General features: G+C 45.6%; 15 protein-coding genes. 7 read left to right on the top strand and 8 right to left on the bottom strand.

Features of this window, described 5'->3' with window-relative positions:
* Nucleotides 1–105 precede the first annotated feature (105 nt).
* From mgtE to C8R11_RS12325, 3 genes are all read right to left on the bottom strand, one after another.
* Entirely contained in the window at nucleotides 106–1,470 is a 1,365-nt protein-coding gene (gene mgtE, locus C8R11_RS12340) for a magnesium transporter (RefSeq protein ID WP_090696922.1), read from the bottom strand.
* Between the two features lie 397 nt (nucleotides 1,471–1,867).
* On the bottom strand, nucleotides 1,868–2,794 hold the full coding sequence (locus tag C8R11_RS12330) for an alpha-E domain-containing protein (protein WP_219908600.1): 927 nt from the start codon (nucleotides 2,792–2,794) through the stop codon (nucleotides 1,868–1,870).
* Complete coding sequence (locus tag C8R11_RS12325; protein ID WP_107795965.1) at nucleotides 2,791–4,245, bottom strand: circularly permuted type 2 ATP-grasp protein; 1,455 nt, start codon at nucleotides 4,243–4,245, stop codon at nucleotides 2,791–2,793. Before C8R11_RS12325 ends, C8R11_RS12330 begins: the two co-directional genes overlap by 4 nt.
* A gap of 159 nt (nucleotides 4,246–4,404) precedes the next feature.
* Here C8R11_RS12325 and C8R11_RS12320 point away from each other — a divergent pair, with 159 nt between their 5' ends.
* Nucleotides 4,405–5,163: a proteasome-type protease gene (locus C8R11_RS12320; protein WP_107795964.1), complete on the top strand. Its 759-nt coding sequence runs from the start codon at nucleotides 4,405–4,407 to the stop codon at nucleotides 5,161–5,163.
* A gap of 450 nt (nucleotides 5,164–5,613) precedes the next feature.
* The gene (locus C8R11_RS12315; RefSeq protein ID WP_107795963.1) at nucleotides 5,614–6,507 is read left to right on the top strand and encodes a hypothetical protein; all 894 of its coding nucleotides are present in this window, start codon (nucleotides 5,614–5,616) and stop codon (nucleotides 6,505–6,507) included.
* Nucleotides 6,508–6,635: 128 nt separating this feature from the next.
* Here the strand turns inward: C8R11_RS12315 and C8R11_RS12310 are convergent, their stop codons facing one another.
* Nucleotides 6,636–7,457, bottom strand: coding sequence for a transglutaminase family protein (locus tag C8R11_RS12310; RefSeq protein ID WP_107795962.1), 822 nt, complete (start codon nucleotides 7,455–7,457; stop codon nucleotides 6,636–6,638).
* 254 nt (nucleotides 7,458–7,711) lie between these two features.
* On the bottom strand, nucleotides 7,712–8,824 hold the full coding sequence (locus C8R11_RS12305) for a zinc-binding metallopeptidase family protein (protein ID WP_107795961.1): 1,113 nt from the start codon (nucleotides 8,822–8,824) through the stop codon (nucleotides 7,712–7,714).
* 343 nt (nucleotides 8,825–9,167) lie between these two features.
* Here C8R11_RS12305 and C8R11_RS12300 point away from each other — a divergent pair, with 343 nt between their 5' ends.
* Entirely contained in the window at nucleotides 9,168–10,190 is a 1,023-nt protein-coding gene (locus C8R11_RS12300) for a ketopantoate reductase family protein (protein WP_107795960.1), read from the top strand.
* A gap of 868 nt (nucleotides 10,191–11,058) precedes the next feature.
* The gene (locus tag C8R11_RS12290) at nucleotides 11,059–12,111 is read left to right on the top strand and encodes a hypothetical protein (protein ID WP_244907665.1); all 1,053 of its coding nucleotides are present in this window, start codon (nucleotides 11,059–11,061) and stop codon (nucleotides 12,109–12,111) included.
* Between the two features lie 40 nt (nucleotides 12,112–12,151).
* Here C8R11_RS12290 and C8R11_RS12285 read toward each other — a convergent pair whose 3' ends face one another.
* The 3 genes from C8R11_RS12285 to C8R11_RS12275 form a co-directional block, all read right to left on the bottom strand.
* A complete protein-coding gene (locus tag C8R11_RS12285; RefSeq protein WP_181258246.1) occupies nucleotides 12,152–12,988 on the bottom strand; it encodes a universal stress protein in 837 nt (278 codons plus the stop codon).
* Entirely contained in the window at nucleotides 12,969–15,359 is a 2,391-nt protein-coding gene (locus tag C8R11_RS12280) for a Lon protease family protein (RefSeq protein ID WP_107795958.1), read from the bottom strand. The genes C8R11_RS12285 and C8R11_RS12280 overlap by 20 nt, the downstream gene beginning before the upstream one ends.
* 250 nt (nucleotides 15,360–15,609) lie before the next feature.
* A complete protein-coding gene (locus tag C8R11_RS12275) occupies nucleotides 15,610–17,283 on the bottom strand; it encodes a MutS-related protein (RefSeq protein ID WP_244907664.1) in 1,674 nt (557 codons plus the stop codon).
* A 110-nt stretch (nucleotides 17,284–17,393) separates the two neighbouring features.
* On the opposite strand from C8R11_RS12275, the gene C8R11_RS12270 reads away from it, so the two are divergent.
* Genes C8R11_RS12270 through C8R11_RS12260 form a run of 3 tightly spaced genes read left to right on the top strand, consistent with a single transcriptional unit; the run spans nucleotide 17,394 to nucleotide 20,490 of the window.
* Nucleotides 17,394–18,620 (top strand): efflux RND transporter periplasmic adaptor subunit, encoded by a 1,227-nt coding sequence (locus C8R11_RS12270; protein ID WP_342352474.1) that lies wholly within the window; start codon nucleotides 17,394–17,396, stop codon nucleotides 18,618–18,620.
* On the top strand, nucleotides 18,617–19,291 hold the full coding sequence (locus tag C8R11_RS12265) for an ABC transporter ATP-binding protein (RefSeq protein WP_090696756.1): 675 nt from the start codon (nucleotides 18,617–18,619) through the stop codon (nucleotides 19,289–19,291). The genes C8R11_RS12270 and C8R11_RS12265 overlap by 4 nt, the downstream gene beginning before the upstream one ends.
* Nucleotides 19,288–20,490, top strand: a complete 1,203-nt coding sequence (locus C8R11_RS12260) for an ABC transporter permease (RefSeq protein WP_107795957.1) — start codon at nucleotides 19,288–19,290, stop codon at nucleotides 20,488–20,490. Before C8R11_RS12265 ends, C8R11_RS12260 begins: the two co-directional genes overlap by 4 nt.
* Nucleotides 20,491–20,493 lie beyond the last annotated feature (3 nt).

Below are 20,493 nucleotides of genomic sequence, written 5' to 3'. Positions count from 1 at the left end.
GTGACTATTCACTGCTTATTCGTTAAATGATAAATAATTATGGCCGACTATTCATTTCCATGAATCTATAAACCGTCCATGCAGTGGATCGGCCCTCGCGGTCCTTTATAACAGAAAATAGGTCGCCAACCCCAGGAAACTCATAAAACCAACCACATCTGTCACAGTCGTTAAAATAACCGCTCCGGAGAGCGCAGGATCTATGCGCATGCGTTCCAGGATCAATGGAATCGCAATGCCTGAGGCCGCCGCCGCAATCAGATTAATGGTTATTGCAGCGGCTATAACCAGACTGATACCGGCATCCTGAAACCAGACCCAGGATAAAAATGCTATCACCACTGCCCATAACATACCGTTCAAAATACCGATCATAACTTCTTTACGCGCCAGCCAGAAACGGTTACCACTGGTAATCTGGTCAAGCGCCAATCCTCTGATGGTTAATGTCAGCGTCTGGCTGCCGGCTATACCGCCCATGCTGGCGACAATAGGCATCAATACTGCCAGTGCAACGATTTTATCCAGCGTATCGGTATACATACCAATGACCCAGGCAGCCAGAAATGCCGTGATCAGGTTGATACCCAGCCACACGGTGCGGCGTTTGGTGCTATTGATAACGGGCGCAAACAAATCTTCCTCTTCGTCAAGACCTTCTCTCCCCATCAGAGCATGATCGGCTTCTGCACGTAAAATTTGAATGACATCATCCAGTTTGATTCGACCCAGCAAAAGATTGTTTTCGTCTACAACCGCTGCAGAAATAAAATGAAACTGTTCAAAAAAAAGTGTGACATCATGTTCATCAGTCGTCGCTAAAATAGCCTGATGCTGTGAGTTCATGACTTCTTTGACCAGCAGATTCTTATTTCTCGTCAGTACTGTGTTCAATAGCAGCTTTCCCTGATAAAACCCTTCTCTATCAATCACCATTAATCCGTCGGTATATTCCGGCAGATCTTCGTGCAGCTTTAGATAACGCAATACCACTTCAAGCGTGACATCATTTCTGACAGTAATCACATCCTGACTCATCAAACGGCCTGCGGTACCCTCTTCAAAAGACAGGTTGGTTTCCAGGTGTTCACGAATTTCATCAGATAATTTTTCCTCGATGGATTGGCGGATATGCTCCGGCAATTCTTCAATCATATATGCCAGATCATTAACATCCATCTGTTCTGCAGCCGCAACCACCTCCTCTGGCTGCATTTCCTCAATCAAGCTATTGCGTACTTCATCATGCAAAAACGCCAGCGTTTCAGCTTCCTGGGATTCGGATATCAAATCCCACAATTGCCTGCGTTTCTTAGGCGGCATGGCCTCCAGGAGATCCGCCAACTGTCCCGGGTGTGTTTGATCCAATAGCAACCTTAATTGATCGTAATCCTGTTGTTCAAGCAGAATAAAAACCTGATCCAAGGAAAGTTTCGACGCTTCGGGTGCTGCCTTTTCCTGCTCTGTCATTTTGTGTGTAATCCTGGTAATTAGATAGAAAAAAGTGATTTTAGATACAGACTTGGATGACTTTGATCTGATAATGCAAAAATGCCAGAAAAAAGAATCGATAGAGAAAAAAGTATGCTTTTTCAAAAATATGCTTACAGGTGAATATTCCCTGAAACTGTCACTGAGGAGCTTTGAAAGCAAACTAACACTCAGCTGCACTGACAATATCGGAGCTAACATATGGTTTAAAATGCGCATTCTGATGCATTAACCCGACATTCCGCTTGGCACTTCATGTGCCCCACCCTTTGGTTCAACTCTCAGTCTTTTACAAAATCTATTTGCGGAATTTTACCGCCAGCTCCGCCTTACATTGATTGTCTCAGAATACTGAATATGAATATGTCACAATCTGCTAAAAATAGTTTTCACTGATGCTGTTGTTGATCCTGATTACCCCAAGCTGAAGTCCATCAATAAACACGTGCAGTTTTTGCTGGTCGAATTCCTGTAATTTTGTTTGCAGCAGTTTTGTTTGCAGTTTTGTAAGCATTTGCAATGTTTTTTCGTTGCGTGGCAGATTATTCAGGCAAGTGCTTACCTGGCATAAGGCATGATAAAATGAACGGGGAAAGCGTTCTTCCTGGAGTAAAAATTTCAAAACATCCGCTCTTCGAATACGTTGCCGTATTTCACGCCGATACATCTGATAAGCAGTCAGTGACTTGAGCACACTCACCCACTGTAAATTCTCAAACGGCGTCAAATCCTCAGGCATATCCGGCAACAACGTGGCAGAGCGCACATCAATAATGCGCGTCGTCATATCCGCACGTTCCAGATTGCGCCCCATACGTAGAAAATCATAACCTTCATTGTGCGTCATGGTGCCCGCCAGCATACCACTGATAGTCTGCACGCCTAAAATGACAGAGCGCAGGTAGTCATATCGATGGCGTTGTGTAATAACGCTTTTGGCATTGGTTTTTGTAGTCAGATGAAGTGTATTAACCTGTTCCCATACTTCGCGTGGAATAATATCGCGAATGGTGCGGGTATTTTCACGCGCCATATGCAAGGAATTGAGTATCGAGCCGTGATTACGCATATCCGATACCATAAAACGTATCACGTTGCGTTCGTCGGCTTCTTCATACAGATTATAAAAGTAATCACGGTGACTTGTAATATCTACAATCGGCTCCCAGCCCAACCGCACTTTTTTGGGTAAATCCAACAACAAGTGCGTATTGACATTGATCAACCGCGCAGTATTTTCGGCCCGTTCCAGATAACGCGCCATCCAGTAAATCCTGTTGGCAACGCGGGAAAGCATTGTCATGTCGCCTCCATATCTACAATCCAGGTATCTTTGCTGCCGCCGCCTTGTGACGAATTAACCACTGTGGAGCCTTTGCGTAATGCCACGCGTGTCAGGCCACCGGTTGTCACACTGATTTGTTCTCCACTCAGAATAAAGGGACGCAAATCCAGATGGCGCGGCTCAACACGATTCCCTATCAGGGTGGGTGCGGTTGAGAGCGTCAGCATCGGCTGCGCGACATAATTACGCGGATCACGGCGTATCAGTCGCACAAATTTTTCACGCTCTTCTTTGCTGGCCTGGGGTCCAATCAACATGCCGTATCCACCGGATTCATTCGCTGGTTTCACGACCATTTCATGAATATGCTCGATGACATGCTGGCGTTCCTGTTTATCGATACATTTATAAGTGGGCACATTAGGCAGTATGGGATCCTGATCCAGATAATATTTTATGATCTCGGGCACAAAGGCATAAACCACCTTATCGTCTGCAACACCGGCACCCGGTGCATTCGCCAAGGCCACCTTGCCGGACTTCCAGGCACGCATTAACCCAGGCACGCCCAGCAAAGAATCTGGACTAAACGCTTCGGGATCGAGAAACAAATCATCGACACGGCGGTAAATAACATCGACACGTGTCAGCCCTTCAATGGTGCGCATGTGTACAACATTGTTTTTGTCGACCGTCAAATCGCTCCCTTCAACCAGTTCTGCACCCATTTGCTGCGCCAGATAAGCATGTTCAAAATAGGCTGAATTATAGATGCCAGGCGTCAACACAACAATTTCAGGTTGATCACCGGGACGTGGCGACAAAGCAGCCAGGGTGTCATAAAGCTGTGATGCATAATCGTCGACCGGCAGGATGTTGTATTGTTCGAACATCTCGGAAAACAACCGTTTCATCACCTGACGGTTCTCAAGCATATAAGACACACCCGAGGGCACGCGCAAATTGTCTTCCAGCACATAGAACGTACCGTCCTTATCGCGCACCAGATCAGAACCGCAGATATGCGCCCAGATGCCATACGGCGGGTTAACACCTACGCATTCCGGACGAAAGTTTTTCGAATCTTCCAGTAATTCTGCCGGGAAAATACCATCTTTAACGATGCGTTGTTGATGATAGAGATCATTAATGAATAAATTGAGTGCTTGAACGCGCTGCTTAAGTCCTGCCTCAACCTGCAACCATTCACGCTTATCAATAATGCGTGGAATAATGTCAAATGGCCAGACACGATCTATGGAACCTTCTTCTTCGGTATAGACAGTGAATGAAATGCCCATTACATGGATAGCGGATTCTGCCGCAACTTTATATTCTTCAATCTCGGTGTCTTTCAAGGCACGCAAATAACTGCACAAAACCTGTGCAGCAGGTCTCGGGCGTCCGGTTGCGCGCAGCAATTCATCATACAGATTTTTTACCTTGTAACTTCCCCAGCGAATAGCCATGGTGTCCTTTGTGCGTTATGATGCGATCGAAAGAGAGGAGATTATGCCTATTTTTATAACATAATTTTAAAGTACAACACAAACCTTTATAATTATTAAATTTTTTACTGATCAACCGACTACGACCCATCAAACAAACTGCACAATCGCTAAAAATCCATGACTTATTGCCTTGCAATCAGCGTTAACAAAGGACTTGTATTTGCTTCTGATTCCAGAACCAATGCGGGTGTTGATTACGTTACGACCTACAGCAAAATGCATACTTTTGTTTGGCCTGGCGAACGCATCTGTATCTTGTTGACAGCCGGCAATCTGGCGACCTCGCAGGCTGTCATGAATAATATCAGGACCGATCTTGAAAAACCGGATAGCAAAATCAGTTTACGTAAAGGCAAGCATTTGCATGAAGTAGCACATTATGTTGGTCACCTCAGCCAGGTAGAACAACGCCAACATGCTGATGCGCTGGAAAAAAGCGGTAGTGGCGGAGCTGAAGCCAGTTTCATTCTGGGCGGGCAGATAGCGGGGCAATCCCCGGAAATTTACTTAATTTATCCGCAGGGAAACTATATCAGCGCTTCACCAGAGACCCCGTATCTGCAGATTGGTGAAAATAAATACGGCAAACCTATTCTGGACCGCATTATTACGCCCGCCACTTCTCTTGAAGATGCAGCACGTTGCGCACTGGTATCCTTGGAATCCACTATCCGCAGTAATATTTCAGTAGGACCGCCTCTGGAGCTGGCAATTCATACCAGTGACGTTATCAAAACACCTTATCATCAGAAACTGACATTCAATTCACCGATGTACAAATCGATGCAAAAACAATGGAATGAAGGCATGCATCGCGCCCTCGGCCGGTTACCGCGGTTTGAATGGGAACTCAAGCAGACAAAGGCTGATGACTGATTTCAGACACAATCTGGTGCACGTGTTGAAGCGACATATTTGAAATAACAAAGGGATAGGCATCATCATGTCCACTACGGTTAAGCGCATTCAAAACAACAGTCAATCGGCATCAGCCATCGAATGAGGCGAGTGTAACGTAACCATTTACCATCTGACTATCCGATTGCTGGTGCGAAAACATTATCTATAACCATATGGCGATAGAATGACTGATGGATTCAGCCAAACAATCATAACAACCCCCTGTTTTATAGTAAATTTCGGGAACAGCACAACTTTAACAGTTCATGCAGCATATCCAGGATATGCTTATATCTGGATAAATTATTATACGAATTCAAGACAAATTTAAGTGATCTTAGTCCTGAAAAAATACAATTGCTTTGTGCGTCTGTATCATTCATGATACTTCCAAGTTCGTAGAAAAACTAACTTGGAGAATCATCTTTGAAAACACCTAAATTCCGTTCTATTTTTACATCCGCATCCAAACAAGAACGAATTGAGAACTTTGAAAATTATTGGCTTTTTACTCAGGGGCACAATGGAAAAATACTGGAAGATGATAAAGATTTGATAAATAAGCGCACTCGGTTAAAGTTTTTTCAAGATAATCCAGTACAACTACGAATACCACTTCCCAATCCCGATATGTTTTATCGCAATTATGTTGATATGAAAGACAATCCCAAAACTCTGGATCGGACAACATTAATGTTAACCGGTATATATAAATTTGCCAGACATGAATGGGTTGGCATTAAAGGTGCTTGGGATGTTGTGCCAAATATGGCTAATTCAAAGTCGATTGAAGACAAAATTAGTCGCATGCATTTAGCCGAAGAATTTTGCCATGTTCGTTTGTTTGACGAAATGCTGCGTACTTGCGGTCTGGATAAGATAGAGTGGATGCCGTTAAGCCCATTTAAAGAAAAAGTCTATGAACAATTTCCAAAATTTCCAGGATTCTTGATGAATGCACCCGCATTTGTGACTGAATTGATGGGCGTTACGTACTATTGTCATTTGAATAATCTGATTAATGAACTATTGGTCGATGAACCTGATGTACAGAAGCGCTTAATAGAACTGCTCGACGAAATTATCATTGATGAAGTAGCCCATGTTGGGCAACGTAGAAATTTTATCGGTCCAATCGGAATGTGCGTCTCTAAATGGTTAGTAAAACCATTCTACACAATGTTCTTTAATGATATCCCAGAAATCGCCATACTATTTGACGTAAAACAAATGATTAAGGACGGCGAATCATTTGATTTTAATTATTTACCTGGGTACATTATCGAAAAAAGCTGGATTCCTTCTTACTGTAAAATGTAATATTCTTAACTTGGCAGATGTACCACCAGCAAAGTGGTTCATGCTGTTGATTTCCTTGTCACTAGCCAGGTAAACTAGGGCTCGAAGTACACGGCATACTCACTGATTTAGTCGCTAATGACAGCTTTTCAGAGCTCGATTATTTTCACTTCGGCTTCCAGTCTTGAACTGACACTGCCTCTATACGAGCCGTATACTGGCAAGGTCTTTTTAGGATCCTTACTTGCCGCAATAGGGATATATGTCTCATTGGTAAAAACACCAGCACTTGGATCCACACCGATCCAGCCAGCGCCTGGAGCCAGAAATTCCACCCAGGCATGAAGCTCGTGCCCCTCTCCCAATTCTGGGTTGAAGGCATATCCACCTACAAAGCGCGCGGGGATTTTCAAGTATCTTAGCATGATGATCATCATCCACGACAGATCTCGACAAGACCCACTTTTCTTTTGAAAGCAGTCGGAAGGTTCATGTATATCTTCGGTATATCTTGCCGAATAACTCCAATTCTGGTTGATCAATTGAAGAATTTTATTTACGGGTGTTAGTAATTCATTAGGCGGAACAGACAGGAACGGCAATAGTGCATCTTCAATTTCCGATGAAATGGGGTGTTCTATATCCAAGTAGCCAAAGTGTTCATGACTATTCATACGCAGAATATCCATGTCTATAAAAAAACCAAACGGATTAAACTTGGTAGTGTTCACTTTAATAAACGCATTTATTTCAAGACTATTTACAGTTCTATCGAACCAACATTGATATTGCAATGCATTTTCAATATTTAATAAAGGGAAAAGGCCATCCGGTAAAGGACTTACCTTGAGATCGAATTCTTCAACTTGCAAGTAAGATCGGTGTTGGGGGCAAAAATTAAGATAATGAGGTTCAAGAAAAACGAAATCATCATAGGTGTAGCGGGTTTTGTGCTGTATACGCAATTTCATTCAACGATCTTTAACTCATGAATTAGGAATTGTGGGGATCGCAAGGCTTTTGCAGGTAAATGATGTATGGCGACTGTTGGATTCCATTCCTTAGAATCCCGAACTTGTAAAACGTCAATACCCCACCACCGTAATTGGTTCAGTATACCCCATTCACATACATTCGAGTTATCTTAAAAAGAAAACAGGCAAGGCAATCGCGGCTAAATTACCCTGACTTTTCAGTCAGTATTACAATGTGCGGTTGCTGCGGTTTAAGTGGAAAGACAAGCAGAAAATGATTGATGACTGATTTCAGTCACAATTTGATGTACGTACCGTAGCTTGTTCAGCGACATATTGGAAATAACGAACGGATAAGCATCATCCATGCCCATACTGCGGTTAAGCGCATTCAATGCAACGCTTAGCCGGCACCAGTCTTCGAACAAATCATCGAATGAGGCGGGTGTAATATAACCGTTTGTCATTTGACCATCGATCGCAGGCGCGGAAACATCATGACCATGAATTCTGAAACCGAAATCATGCGCCGTTTCCACGGTATCCACCATATGTAAATAATGCGCCCAGGTTTCCGCCCAGTCTTCCCAGGCATGTACGCTGGCATAAGCGCTGATCCATATATCCTGCCAGAAGGATGGAGGCCCCTGTTCGTAGTAAGTACGCAAGGCTTGCTGGTAATCCAGACGTTCATCACCAAATAATTCACGAAAGCTATCGATTTTGTCCGTGTTGTTAATCAGACAGTCCCAATAATAATGCCCTGATTCGTGTCTAAAATGACCGAGTAATGTGCGATAACGTTCATTCATTTTATCGCGCATTTCCAATCGCGGCCCATGTTCTGCTTCCAGCAGATTAATGGTAATCATGCCCGAATTATGTCCCGTTGCAATGCTCTGCCTGATCGTCAATTCATTACTGAATTCATCCAGCGTGACCTCATCCTGCAGGAATTCAAAACCCATGCCCTTACACGGATCTTTCTCCCGGCTCACTACCGGCAAATCCAGACTATACAGCGTATACAAAAGACGGCGCTTGGCTTGTTCAACGCGGTACCAGAGCGTGATATTCTGGGCTTCATTCAGATTTGGAATAATGTGATTCAGGCGGCAAGAGAGACATAATACATGATCATCATGAGCCGGCACCAGCCAGTTACAGACATTATAATCAGAAGAGTTTTTACAGTGACGATACGGCTGATTATTGAACAAAGCCAGCCAGTTGCCATCTGCAGATGGTTCCAGGGCGCTTAATTGCTTTTCCTCAGGCAGGTAGCCCACCATTCGATTGCATAAAAAACACTGACTGTTTTCAAAATGCAGGATATTGCCGCAATGACAACGGAATGTTTTCAACGCGTTTTTCCTTTGACTGATCGATATTGCAAATAACAGTATAGCTTTAATACTGGTTTAATTTCAGGCTGGTTTGAAATGAGTGAGAAAAAACGAGCGCCAGTCAAATTCATTTGGTCCATATTCTGCGTCTGACATTACTTAAATGATTATATGGCAACAACCCGCTAAAAATTCTGTTCTTATAATTGTATTCTAGTAGTACAATTTATCTGCTTGTACTTTATAAGCAGATAGAAAACCTGAAACTATATCTCTAAGATAATTGGAATTTGGTTTGAGTTCCTGATGATTTTTATGGAATTCCTGCGCGGCTATCCCTGATCATTTTCTGGATATATAGATGCCCCATTTAATCAACAAACCGATTCACATTCTGGGTGCCGGTGGCATCGGTGCCGTTATGGCCTGGAGTCTGGCGCTGAAAGGCTATTCTGTGATACTGGTGGATGCGCATCCTGGCAAAGTGGCTGAAGGCCGAAAAGATGGCGTCACAATCGTTGGATTGGGTATGCAGCGGATTCCCTTTACAACTTTTGATGACTGGCTGGCGCCGAAAGAAGGCTTTGTTCTGCTCTGTACCAAAACTTATGATAATGCGGAGGTGCTTGCACGTCTAACGGACGACACTTTCCTTGTGCCTATTCAAAACGGTTTTGACCCAAATCTGGAACAACGCGGCCATGCCTGCGAGGGCATCGCTTCTTTTGTGTCGGAATGTATGCGCGACCGTCCTGTGACACGAATTACCCGCCCAGGCAGCCTGCATATCGGAGGGCGCCGGTCAATCACTGCTGATGAACGCAGCAACCTGACATCACTGGCACAAGCTTTGGGAGAAGCCAAATTGTTTATGGTTAAAGTCGTGGACAGCATCCAACCATATAAAGCAACCAAGCTCATGTACAATGCCGCCATTTCCCCGCTGGCGGCAGCAGCCGGAGTGGATAACGGGGAATTATTGACCGATCAACTGGCCAAGGGGCTTTTTTTTGCACTGCTACTTGAAAATTATGCAATTCTCCATCATGCCGGAATCCCCCTCGCCCGTATTGGTCCGTTTCACCCTGATATAGTTTCGTTGATTCTGCGCATTCCATGGTTATCGACCTTTATGGCGAGATTTTTTCGTTCATCGCTACGCGGCACATATTGTTCCATGGCACCCGATATTCGAATCGATTGCGGGCGTACCGAAATCGATGCTTATACCGGTCATATGATTCGCCTGGCAGGCGAATATCCCTGTCCCTTAAATCGTGCCACACTGGCTCTTATGGAAAAGGTGACCGGAGAAGGCCTGAAACCGCAACGACAATATTTACAATATCTGGCGGACAATTTGCCGAAAGGCATTTTGTCTTGATTCTCGTCGCAGGCAGTGCCGGTTGGCCGGTTTTCTGGGCACCCATCTGGTTACACAATTACTTGCGGGACACCTCCCCGGAGCAGCCTAGACTCAGCGCTGACCATCCTGCCGCTGAATCGAATTGAACTGGTGCACGCGGACATACGTGATGAACCTGCAGTGCATTATCATCTGGCCGCCGACCCTCATCTTTGACGCCGTAACCGTCGTGAATTCGACAGCATCAGCCACCTCCGGACCATCCCTATCCTGCGCGCCGCCCTTGATAATGGTGCTGAACGGATCATATATACCAGAACCGGAAATATTTTGTCCTCTCGGCAATGCAGTAGCGGTGCTGTTGATGAGCTTCGTCTCAAAGGCTGAGAAATGCTGGACTCATGCTGCCTGAGTAAGTTTCAAGCACAAGAATCAGTTTCTCTCATAGTTGTTATTTAAATGACGGCGCTATATTTTCGTGATCAGTCCGGCCTTTCCGGTCGGAACAGCAGACCGCTCGCTGACGCCGCCCACACGTATGTCAGGTAAACTCGACTCGTCGCAACATGCCCTTCAATTCTTTTAAATGTCTCGATGAATTAGAGTTGCGTCCCCATCCGATTCGTGAAGCTTCGCATGATGCCACCGCCCGGTATCGATCGTTAGGGTGGCTTTAATCTGCACGAATTTCAATGCTTGCATTATGTATTCACACAATGAAAGCAAAGCTCATCATATTTCACTGGATATTTGAAACATTTTTAAGTAAAGTTAATTAATTAAAAACTCTCTTATTTATGCAAAATAACGGCCTGAATGATAGGAGATAAAAGGAGTTACTTTTTCTTTGTTTGTGCGCATAAATAGAGGAATAATTTGCAAAACCATGTCCGGACTCAGTAGTATCGTTACACACATGCTGTCTCAGAAATTCCAGTTCTGGTGCAGAACAATTCTTGTTTTATCATTAAGCGGTGCATTTCCCACACATGCTGAAAACATCCCTGATCTGCAATCCCTTATTCACCAGTTTGGAATTCAATATCAAAGTCTGGCCGGTCTGGAGCAGGATAAAACCATTTTTTTTAATGTTGCAGAAAATCATGAGAAAGAACTGGCGGCCGGCGTAGTTATTTACATGATTGTAACGCCAGACAAAGTAATTGAATTTATCAAGAACAATGGCATGGCATCGGTCGAAGTTGAGGTAACGCTACAAGATTTTATACCGCTTAATGCAACGCTTGAAACTTTCAACAGATTCAACTTTGAAGGGGGAAGCAGAGAGGCGACGAATTTTCTGGCGGCAAAGTCTGGCAATCAATTTAACCTATCTGCCCAGGAGTTGCAGACAGTGCGGTCTATTAACCCAATAAATGCCAGTCCTATTCCGCTTGCATCACAAGTATATCGAGAAATACTATGGCAGCGCTGGCAGGATTATCATAAAAAAGGCTTGAAAGGCATTGCAGCTTATGATCGTAGCGCCGGTAAAACAGCAGATCCGGCAAAAGAACTGCTGGTTGCATCGCTGAACAATAAAATATTGGTAAATTATTTTCCCGATCTGTATAAAATCTGGTTAAATTATCCTGTTGCTTTACCAGCAGGTGTCGATGAACACTTTTTCCTGATCAATCGCCAGGTGGAAAGCCGTCCAACTGTCGATCTCGTTCACCGTATCATTTTGACTGCAGACACGGGCGGGATCATTCTTTCACGACAATTTTATGTGGGACACTCTTATAACTCCAACCAGCTTATGCTCATTTGTTTGCCCTTTCGTAACGGATCTCTTGTTTTTTATGTCAACCAGACTTTTACCGATCAGATCACCGGATTTGGCAGCAGCATCAAACGCCCGGTCGGGCGCGAACAAATGCGCCGCCGAATGGACAGTCATTTAAAAAACCTGAGTCGTGTGCTGACAGACCATTGAAACACTGAGTTCAAGCAGGTCAATCGAAACTTTACAGATTTCACCGCAACATAATCACCGGAATATCAGCCTGTGCGATAAGCGCTTGTTTTTGTACATTTGTCAGTAATGCGTCACTGCCTTCGAGCAGCAATATACGGCCATTAAACTGCCTAATAACCTGCAGGATCTGTTCGGCGGTATTATGACTGAGCTTGACCAGACTGACCTGTAACGAATGTCCTTGCACGCTGTTATTGATAGCTTCACCAAGCTTTTGATATTCACGCGCATCAACGGCAGGTAACAAAACAATTAATTGATTATGATCTTCATAGGCCAGTTCAATGGCCAGCGAAAGTGCATTCTGGCTGGTTTCACTACCGGTAAAGCTGACCACAACGGGCCGTTCAATGATGTTGCCATATTGTAATACGACCACATTGCAACTGGCAGTTGACAGGATGAACCGGGTGATATTGCCAATTTTCTGATTCTTAGTACGCAATTGTGTGTTCTTACCGATAACCAGCAGATCCGTCTGTTTAGACGCATCACATAATGCACTGGCAATATTTCCGCGTAAAACATCAAAAGTAATTTCAATTTTATTTTGCTGTGCAATTGATTCAACCAACTTACGCAATCGTGCAGTCTGCGTCTGCACTGACCGCTCCATTCCGGCCACATTAACTAAACGACCAGCTGGCGATCCATAAATAAATTCTCGCACAAATGGCAGTTCAGCCACATGAAACAAATCAATGTCTTCAATAAACACAGCATTGAGCCGCGCATTAAAACGATTGGCGAGCACGATACCCGCCTGCAGAATGTTACGGCTTGCCACGCCTGCATCAATAGCAACCAGAATATGGCTAATCTGTGTTTTTTTCATTATCGTTGGCCGTTTCTTTACCATTTTTTTTCATACGCTGGCGAATACGTTCCAATTCATGCAGTCTGGCCTCAACTCGGGCATTGATCCGTGCGGTGGTTTCGCCTGTTAAAACTTCCATGGCTTCATCTACCGTACTGTATGCGTAGATTGCGAACTGTCCATTTTCGCATGCCTGAATAACATCATCGCGAAGCATCAGATGCTGCATGTTGCTGACGGGAATAAGCACACCCTGTTGTTCTGTAAATCCGCGAAACCGGCAGATATCGAAAAAACCTTCAATTTTCTCATTGACACCGCCGATTACCTGCGCTTCACCACGCTGGTTAACAGAGCCGGTCATCGCTATACCCTGTTGAATAGGCAAGTTAGACAAAGCGGAAAGCAGGCCGCAAAGCTCTGCCATTGAAGCGCTGTCACCTTCGATCCTGCCATAAGATTGTTCAAAAACCAGGCTGGCAGAAAACGACAACTGATAATCTTTTGCGAAGCGCTCGGCGAGAAAGGATGAAAGAATAAGAACACCTTTGGAATGAATTGCGCCCCCGAGTTTAGTTTCACGTTCAATGTCGACTACTTTTCCGCCGCCAAGACGTGTCGTAGCCGTAATACGCGACGGTATGGCGAAACTGACGTCCCCAAGTTGCATCACCGCCAGTCCATTGATTTGACCAACCTTGGCGCCACCGGTATCGATCATCAAAATGCCGCGATTAATCGCTTCTTGCAGGCGTGTGCGTATCCGGCCGCCGCGATAGATTTGCGCATCAATGGCGCGCTGCACATCTTCACGCTTAACGACGGATTGATTCAACTCACCGGCATAGTGGTCGGCTTCACACAAAAGATCGGCAATTTCCATCACATTGATGGACAGTTTTTCGGCATCACCCGCCAGCCTCGCACCATACTCGATAGTTCTTGCAACAGCCAAACGATCAAATGGCCGCAGTTTATGACGATGCAACAATCCTGCAATCATTTTTGCATAGACACGCTGGCTTTCATCCGTACGCTGCATACGATCATCAAAATCCGCCGCAACCTTAAACAGTTGCTTGAATTCAGCATCATATGCATGCAACAGATAATAGAGCATTCTATCCCCAATCAAAACAACCTTGATGCGCAAGGGAATAGGTTCGGGCTCAAGACCGGCCGTATTGACAATACTGTAAATCTGTCCAAGTGATTGAATTTTAATTTGCTGTGACAAGAGCGCACGCTTGAGACCTTCCCAGGCATAAGGCTGCATCAACAACTTGATGGCATCAATTATCAGATAACCGCCATTGGCCTGATGCAATGCGCCCGCCTTAATCAACGTAAAGTCGGTCTGTAATGCTCCCATGTGTACGGTGTGTTCAACGGCACCTATCAGATTGGCATAATTGGGCAAATCAAGGAATACCACCGGCACACCGCCATCATGCTGCGTATGGTCCACAATAATATTAACCTCGTAGCGACGGAATGCCGGCATTTTCATGAGCGGCACCTGCATATGCTCCGAAGCGTCCTCTTCACGGCGAAAATTCTGCAGGTTATTAATCACATCCTGCTGCACAGCTTCAAGATAGACCCGTATAACCGCGTGATGCTGATATTTATTTTTTAACTCATCGATCAAATGACCGGAAGCAAACATGACAACTTCACGATTGAGTTCTTTAATTTTATTTCTGGCTTCCCGCTGCCACTGTGGCTGCATTCGCAAAATAGTGGCCAGCTTTTCTTCCAGCCCATTAATGGTTTCTTCGATTTGCCGTCGTTCCTTTTCCGGCAATGCATCAAACTCTTTCGGTTTAATCACTTCGTTGTTTTTTACCGGCGCAAACGCAAAACCATGCGGCGTGCGCAGCAGGCGCATATTATTCACCTGAGCTTCATCATTCAGTGTACTGAAAGCTGATTCAATTGTTTTCTTGAGCTCGTCATCAATTTCCTGCAGCCGCAAATGGTACTCATCAGTTTCGAATGCGTTTGGAATGGCACTGCATAAATCTTCAACCAGTTGATGCATATCATCACGAAAAATTGTCGCGTGCTCGCTTGCAAGGCTGATTGCGATCGGCTCGGAAGGTTTATCAAAATTGTTGACATAAACCCAGTCCGGTGGCGTCTCCCGTGACCTGGATTGCGATTCCAGATATTCCCGAACCACGGCATGCTTACCAAGACCGGTCGGCCCAAGTACAAACAGATTGTAGCCTTCATGTTGAATATTTACACCAAGATGCAACGCTTTAATCGCACGGTCCTGACCGATGACTGTCTGCAAATCGTCTAATTGCTCTGTGGTGTCAAAATCAAATTGATCGATATCGCAGGCCGTGTAGAGTTGATTGGTGGCAAGTGGCTTGATCATAATCCGGTTTCCAATTTTATTTTTATCATTATCAAGAAGTAAGGCGAAACAAAGCGTGCTGATTTCTGATTCACGCAGATATTTGCAAAACCCGCAATTTCGTTAATCTGAATATAACAACAATTCATTTTCACATTAATTATGCATCAACATTTATTCGATTATTTCACTTTCACGCGCTGCACACTCGAACCAGAGTTCTCTTTCACATTGCTGTTTACCAATCTTTTGCTTATTTAGATGCGATACTTCAATCAACCCTGTGCCCGGAATTCGCCAGATGTTTATCGATATCCGCTTTGCTAAAGCCAATCTCACTGGCTACACGATGGGCATGGCTGATACGGGAAATACCAGAAATCATACGATGTGTCGGGCCCTGCTCCACAAACTCTACCTGCAGGTAACGGCCGATGCCTTCACTTTGCAGGCGCTCGCACAGTTCATGATTATGCGTTACCAACAAGGTGCTCGCACCCAACTGATGAAAGCCCTTTAAAATATACTCGGATAGCGTCATTTTTTCTTCAAAAGTAGTGCCTTCCGACAATTCATCCAGCACTACAAGGCTACGCGGCGTTGAGTTGAAAAAAATTTCACGCGTACGCTTCAGTTCATGCCCAAAACGTCCCATCCCTGCTTCAAGTTGTCCCGGATCAGGTACCTGGTAATATATATGTTCAGCTGGCACAAGTTGCGCGGACGTCGCCGGAATGTAGCACCCTATTTGACCGAGTAGCTGGATTTGCGCAATCGTTTTGCAATAGGCTGTTTTGCCACCGCTGTTGGGGCCAGTGATAATAAGCAGTCTGCCAACAGTGTCCAGTCTGATTTCATTGGGCACATAATCCGGATTTTCTTTAACCAGCAACGGGTTTTTTGCATTATCAACAATCAGCAGATGATGTTGTTCATCCAGAACGTCGGGCAGTATCATCTGCACAGTTCGGTTGTTCAACGATTGCCGGTAACGATGAAATGACAATAATTCATCGAGCATACCCAGTGCATCCAGCGTTTTGGCCAAATCTTCACTTTCCCTGTATTGTCTACGCAGTGGATAAATCACCGAGTCGCGGTCGGATGCGCCCATAGCCAGCAACACAATCGGAAAAACCGGAACAGTTAAAACCAGAATGCCATAACCGATATAGGATGCACCTAATTCGGGCGCCATAATTTCAAAGAAGAGCATGATCGTATAGATAGCTACAATAAACACCAACGCCGGCACCCACTTAAAAATGGACGGGCGAAACCGCGGTAATGGCAAAAATTTTGACTTTTCCTGCCGCGTTTTAAATTTGTCGTTTGAAAGAAATACCGGGCCTTTTATCAACTGATAAAGGCGCGTTTGATCAAAATTCTGTATCGTTTGAATGAGATCCTGCAAATAACCGCTTTTAGGTTGCGGCAATGTTTTGGATGCCTCTACCATATCGACGACAAATGCCGTGCCTTCTCTATATTGATGATAACCATAACCGCCGAACTCAAGCCTGCCTGTTCGTTCGGCCGGAACATCCGTTGTGAGCCCGCCAGAAAATTCACCGTATAAAAGATACTTGAGCTCATGCTCTTTTTTGGCTCTTTTTTCCACATAGTCTATAAGCGCTTCGCGCATTTGCGGATTCGATTCAATCTCAAGCAATGCAGCCTGTTTTTGTTGCAACACCTGTGCATCCGGCAGTGGGCGAACTAACGAGCGGTAGAGACACATTTGACCGACCTCAGTCCGGGTCTGATTTATCTGGGCAAACAACTTCTCAGCCTCAATGGCATCATAGGTTCTTGGGTCCAGCACCGTATAATTGTTTTCAACAGGCCGCAGATCATCCATGCTCGCAGGCCGGTCACTGTCAGACAGGATAAATGGATAGCGCCAGATCGATATATAGCGCGTAGTTTGACTGGAATCATTCATATTATTTTTAATCATCCACAAGTAGTATTCATTGAATGTGTAAAATACAGTATTTGACAGCAAGCGTTTAGTACGCTGGCAGATTATCCTGGCACGCCATCAGTTTAGTAGTGGTGCGTCCAGTTGGTTTTTCAACATTACCGGTTATTTCACAAAATATCCCATTATTAATTATGCAGCAATCCAAAAAATCTTTTCGTCTATTATTGTTCGGTGGCTGTGCTGCCATTATGGTTGCTGCGATCTGGTATTTTAGCCGCACCGCTCCTCTCGAAGTTGAACTGACTGTTGTCAGACATGGCAATGTGCAAGCAACCATTGTCAACACACGCGCAGGTACCATCAAAGCTTGTCAGCGCGCAAAACTGGCGCCTACTTTAGGCGGTCAAATCACAAAGATTCTAGTCGAAGAAGGCGATCGTATTGAAAAAGATCAGATTTTAATTGAATTATGGAATACAGACCTGATCGCACAGCGTGAGTTGGCCGAGCGCCAGCTTTCCATGTCTCAGGAGCGTCATCGTGAGGCCTGCATTCTTGCCGAGAATGCCTGGCGGGAGTCGCAGCGAACGCAACAACTGGTCGACAAAGGGTTTATCAGTTCCCAGGCGGCTGAAGATGCCGACGCCAATGCACGTGCCCGTCAGGCCAGCTGCGACGCGGCACTTGCCGATATTAAACGTGCAAATGCCCAGATACGGGTGACCCAGGCCGGGCTGGAACGCACCGTCCTTAAAGCGCCATTTGCCGGTATCATTGCAAAAATAACCGGGGAAGTGGGTGAATACGCAACACCTTCACCACCGGGTATCCCCATGCCGCCTGTAATCGATCTGATAGATGACAGCTGTCTATATGTAAGTGCTCCGATGGATGAAGTCGATGCGCCCAAAATTGAACTAGGCCAGCCTGCGCGCGTCACACTGGATGCCATGCCGGACAAGGTTTTCAATGGCAAAGTCAAACGCATCGCGCCTTACGTGACCGAAATCGAGAAACAGGCCAGGACCGTTGACATTGAAGTCAGTTTCGACAAAACGCCCGATAATATTTTACTGGCGGGTTACAGCGCTGATGTGGAAGTGATTCTGGACAACCGGGAAGATGTACTGCGCATACCGACACAGGCTCTGCGGCAGAATAATATGGTTTTATTGCTGGGTGTGGATAATAAACTGGTGGAACGGCAATTGGAAACCGGATTGGCTAACTGGAGTTTTACGGAAGTAATCAGTGGGTTGAAGGACGGCGATCAGGTTGTGATTTCATTTGATCAGGATGAAATCAAGCCTGGCGTTACCGTCCACCCCACGCTATCTGAAGCATCTGAATCATGATTCATCTAACCGGTATTACGCGTATTTTTCATATGGGTGACCAAACGATTCGTGCACTGGACAACGTTGATCTCAGCATACAAAACGGCGAGTATGTTTCTATCATGGGACCATCCGGTTCCGGAAAATCCACCTTGCTGAATGTAATTGGCCTGCTGGACAGACCTGACAGCGGCCAGTACCAACTGGACGGCAAAATGGTTACCGATTTATCCGAACCGGAACAAGCACGGATACGCCGCGAAAAGGTGGGCTTCGTTTTTCAATCATTTCATCTGGTACCACGGCTGACGGCCGCAGAAAATATCGAACTGCCTTTAATTCTTGGAGACGTAGCGCCCAAAGCGCGAAAATCGCGCGTCGACGAAGCATTACATGCATTTGATCTGTATGATCGGGCACAGCACCGGCCATCCGAATTATCCGGCGGGCAACGCCAGCGTGTTGCCATCGCGCGCGCCACGATCATGCAGCCAACCGCTATTCTGGCGGATGAACCGACAGGAAATCTGGATCATCAAATTGGTGCGGAAGTGATGGGATTACTGGAAAATCTGCATGAGTCCGGCACCACCCTCCTTGTTGTAACGCATGACCGTGAACTTGGCAATCGGGCGCATCGGCAGCTTATTATGCGCGACGGTAAAATTTTAACTGACAAAAACATATGACGCTGACCGATACAATTCAACTGTCCTTCAAGACCGTCATGAGTTACCGTATACGATCACTGTTGATCATCATTGCTATGGCACTGGGGGTGGCAGCCGTTGTCGTCCTGACCGCACTGGGAGATGGTGCTCGTCTTTATGTAGTCAATCAGTTCTCGTCAATTGGCACCAATTTACTGGTTGTTATGCCCGGCCGTGCGGAAACTTCCGGCGCATTTCCAGGTGCAGTTTTAGGGCAAACACCCCGTGATTTAACGTTAAAAGACGCGCAATTATTAGGCAGACTGCCACAAGTCAAACGCTACGCCCCGCTTAATGTCGGTGAAGCCGAACTTTCCGCCGCCAATCGTTTGCGCCAAGTAACGGTACTTGGCAGTAACGCTGAACTGATACCCATTCGGCATATGAAACTGGCACAAGGCAGTTTTCTTACCCAGGGTTCAGCACACAGCGCACAAATCGTGCTCGGCGCCAAGCTGGCACATGAATTCTTTCCGCGCAACAACGCAATCGGTCAACGTGTCAGACTGGGGGAAAACCGTTTTCTGGTGTCCGGGGTACTTACGCCCCAGGGCGAATCGATGGGTTACAATACTGACGAAATCGTGATCATTCCCGTTGAACATGCGCAGTCTCTGTTCAACACCACTTCCCTGTTTCGCATACTGGTTGAAGCTAAAAGTCACAACGCAATTGAATCCGCTAAAAAAGCAATGCTGGAAACGCTCAAGCAAAGCCATGATGGCGAGGAAGATACCACCGTCATTACCCAGGATGCAATTCTGGAGACATTTGACCGCATATTGCACGCGCTGACGCTGGCAGTTGCAGGCATTGCCGCCATTAGTCTGATTGTCGCCGGCATTCTTGTGATGAATGTGATGCTGGTCGCTGTCAATCAACGCACATCCGAAATCGGTCTGCTCAAGGCAATCGGTGCGCGTTCTGCAGATATACGCCACCTGTTCTTTGCGGAAGCGCTGTGGCTGTCGCTGACTGGTGCAGTCATCGGTTTTTTATTGGGACAAGTAGGCAGCCTTGTTCTACGACTGGCTTATCCTCAGTTACCGGCCTGGGCACCCGTCTGGGCCAGCCTGTCCGGTATTCTGGTCGCGCTGATAACCGGCATTCTGGCCAGCATGCTACCCGCAAATCGTGCCGCCCGGCTGGATGCCGTTCAGGCACTGGGTAAAAAATAGGGT

Origin of the sequence: Nitrosomonas aestuarii, assembly GCF_003046585.1 — a bacterium.
Taxonomy (GTDB): Bacteria; Pseudomonadota; Gammaproteobacteria; order Burkholderiales; family Nitrosomonadaceae; genus Nitrosomonas; species Nitrosomonas aestuarii.
The sequence above is the reverse complement of the archived record's forward strand: the minus strand, read 5'-3'. Positions and strand labels throughout refer to the sequence as shown.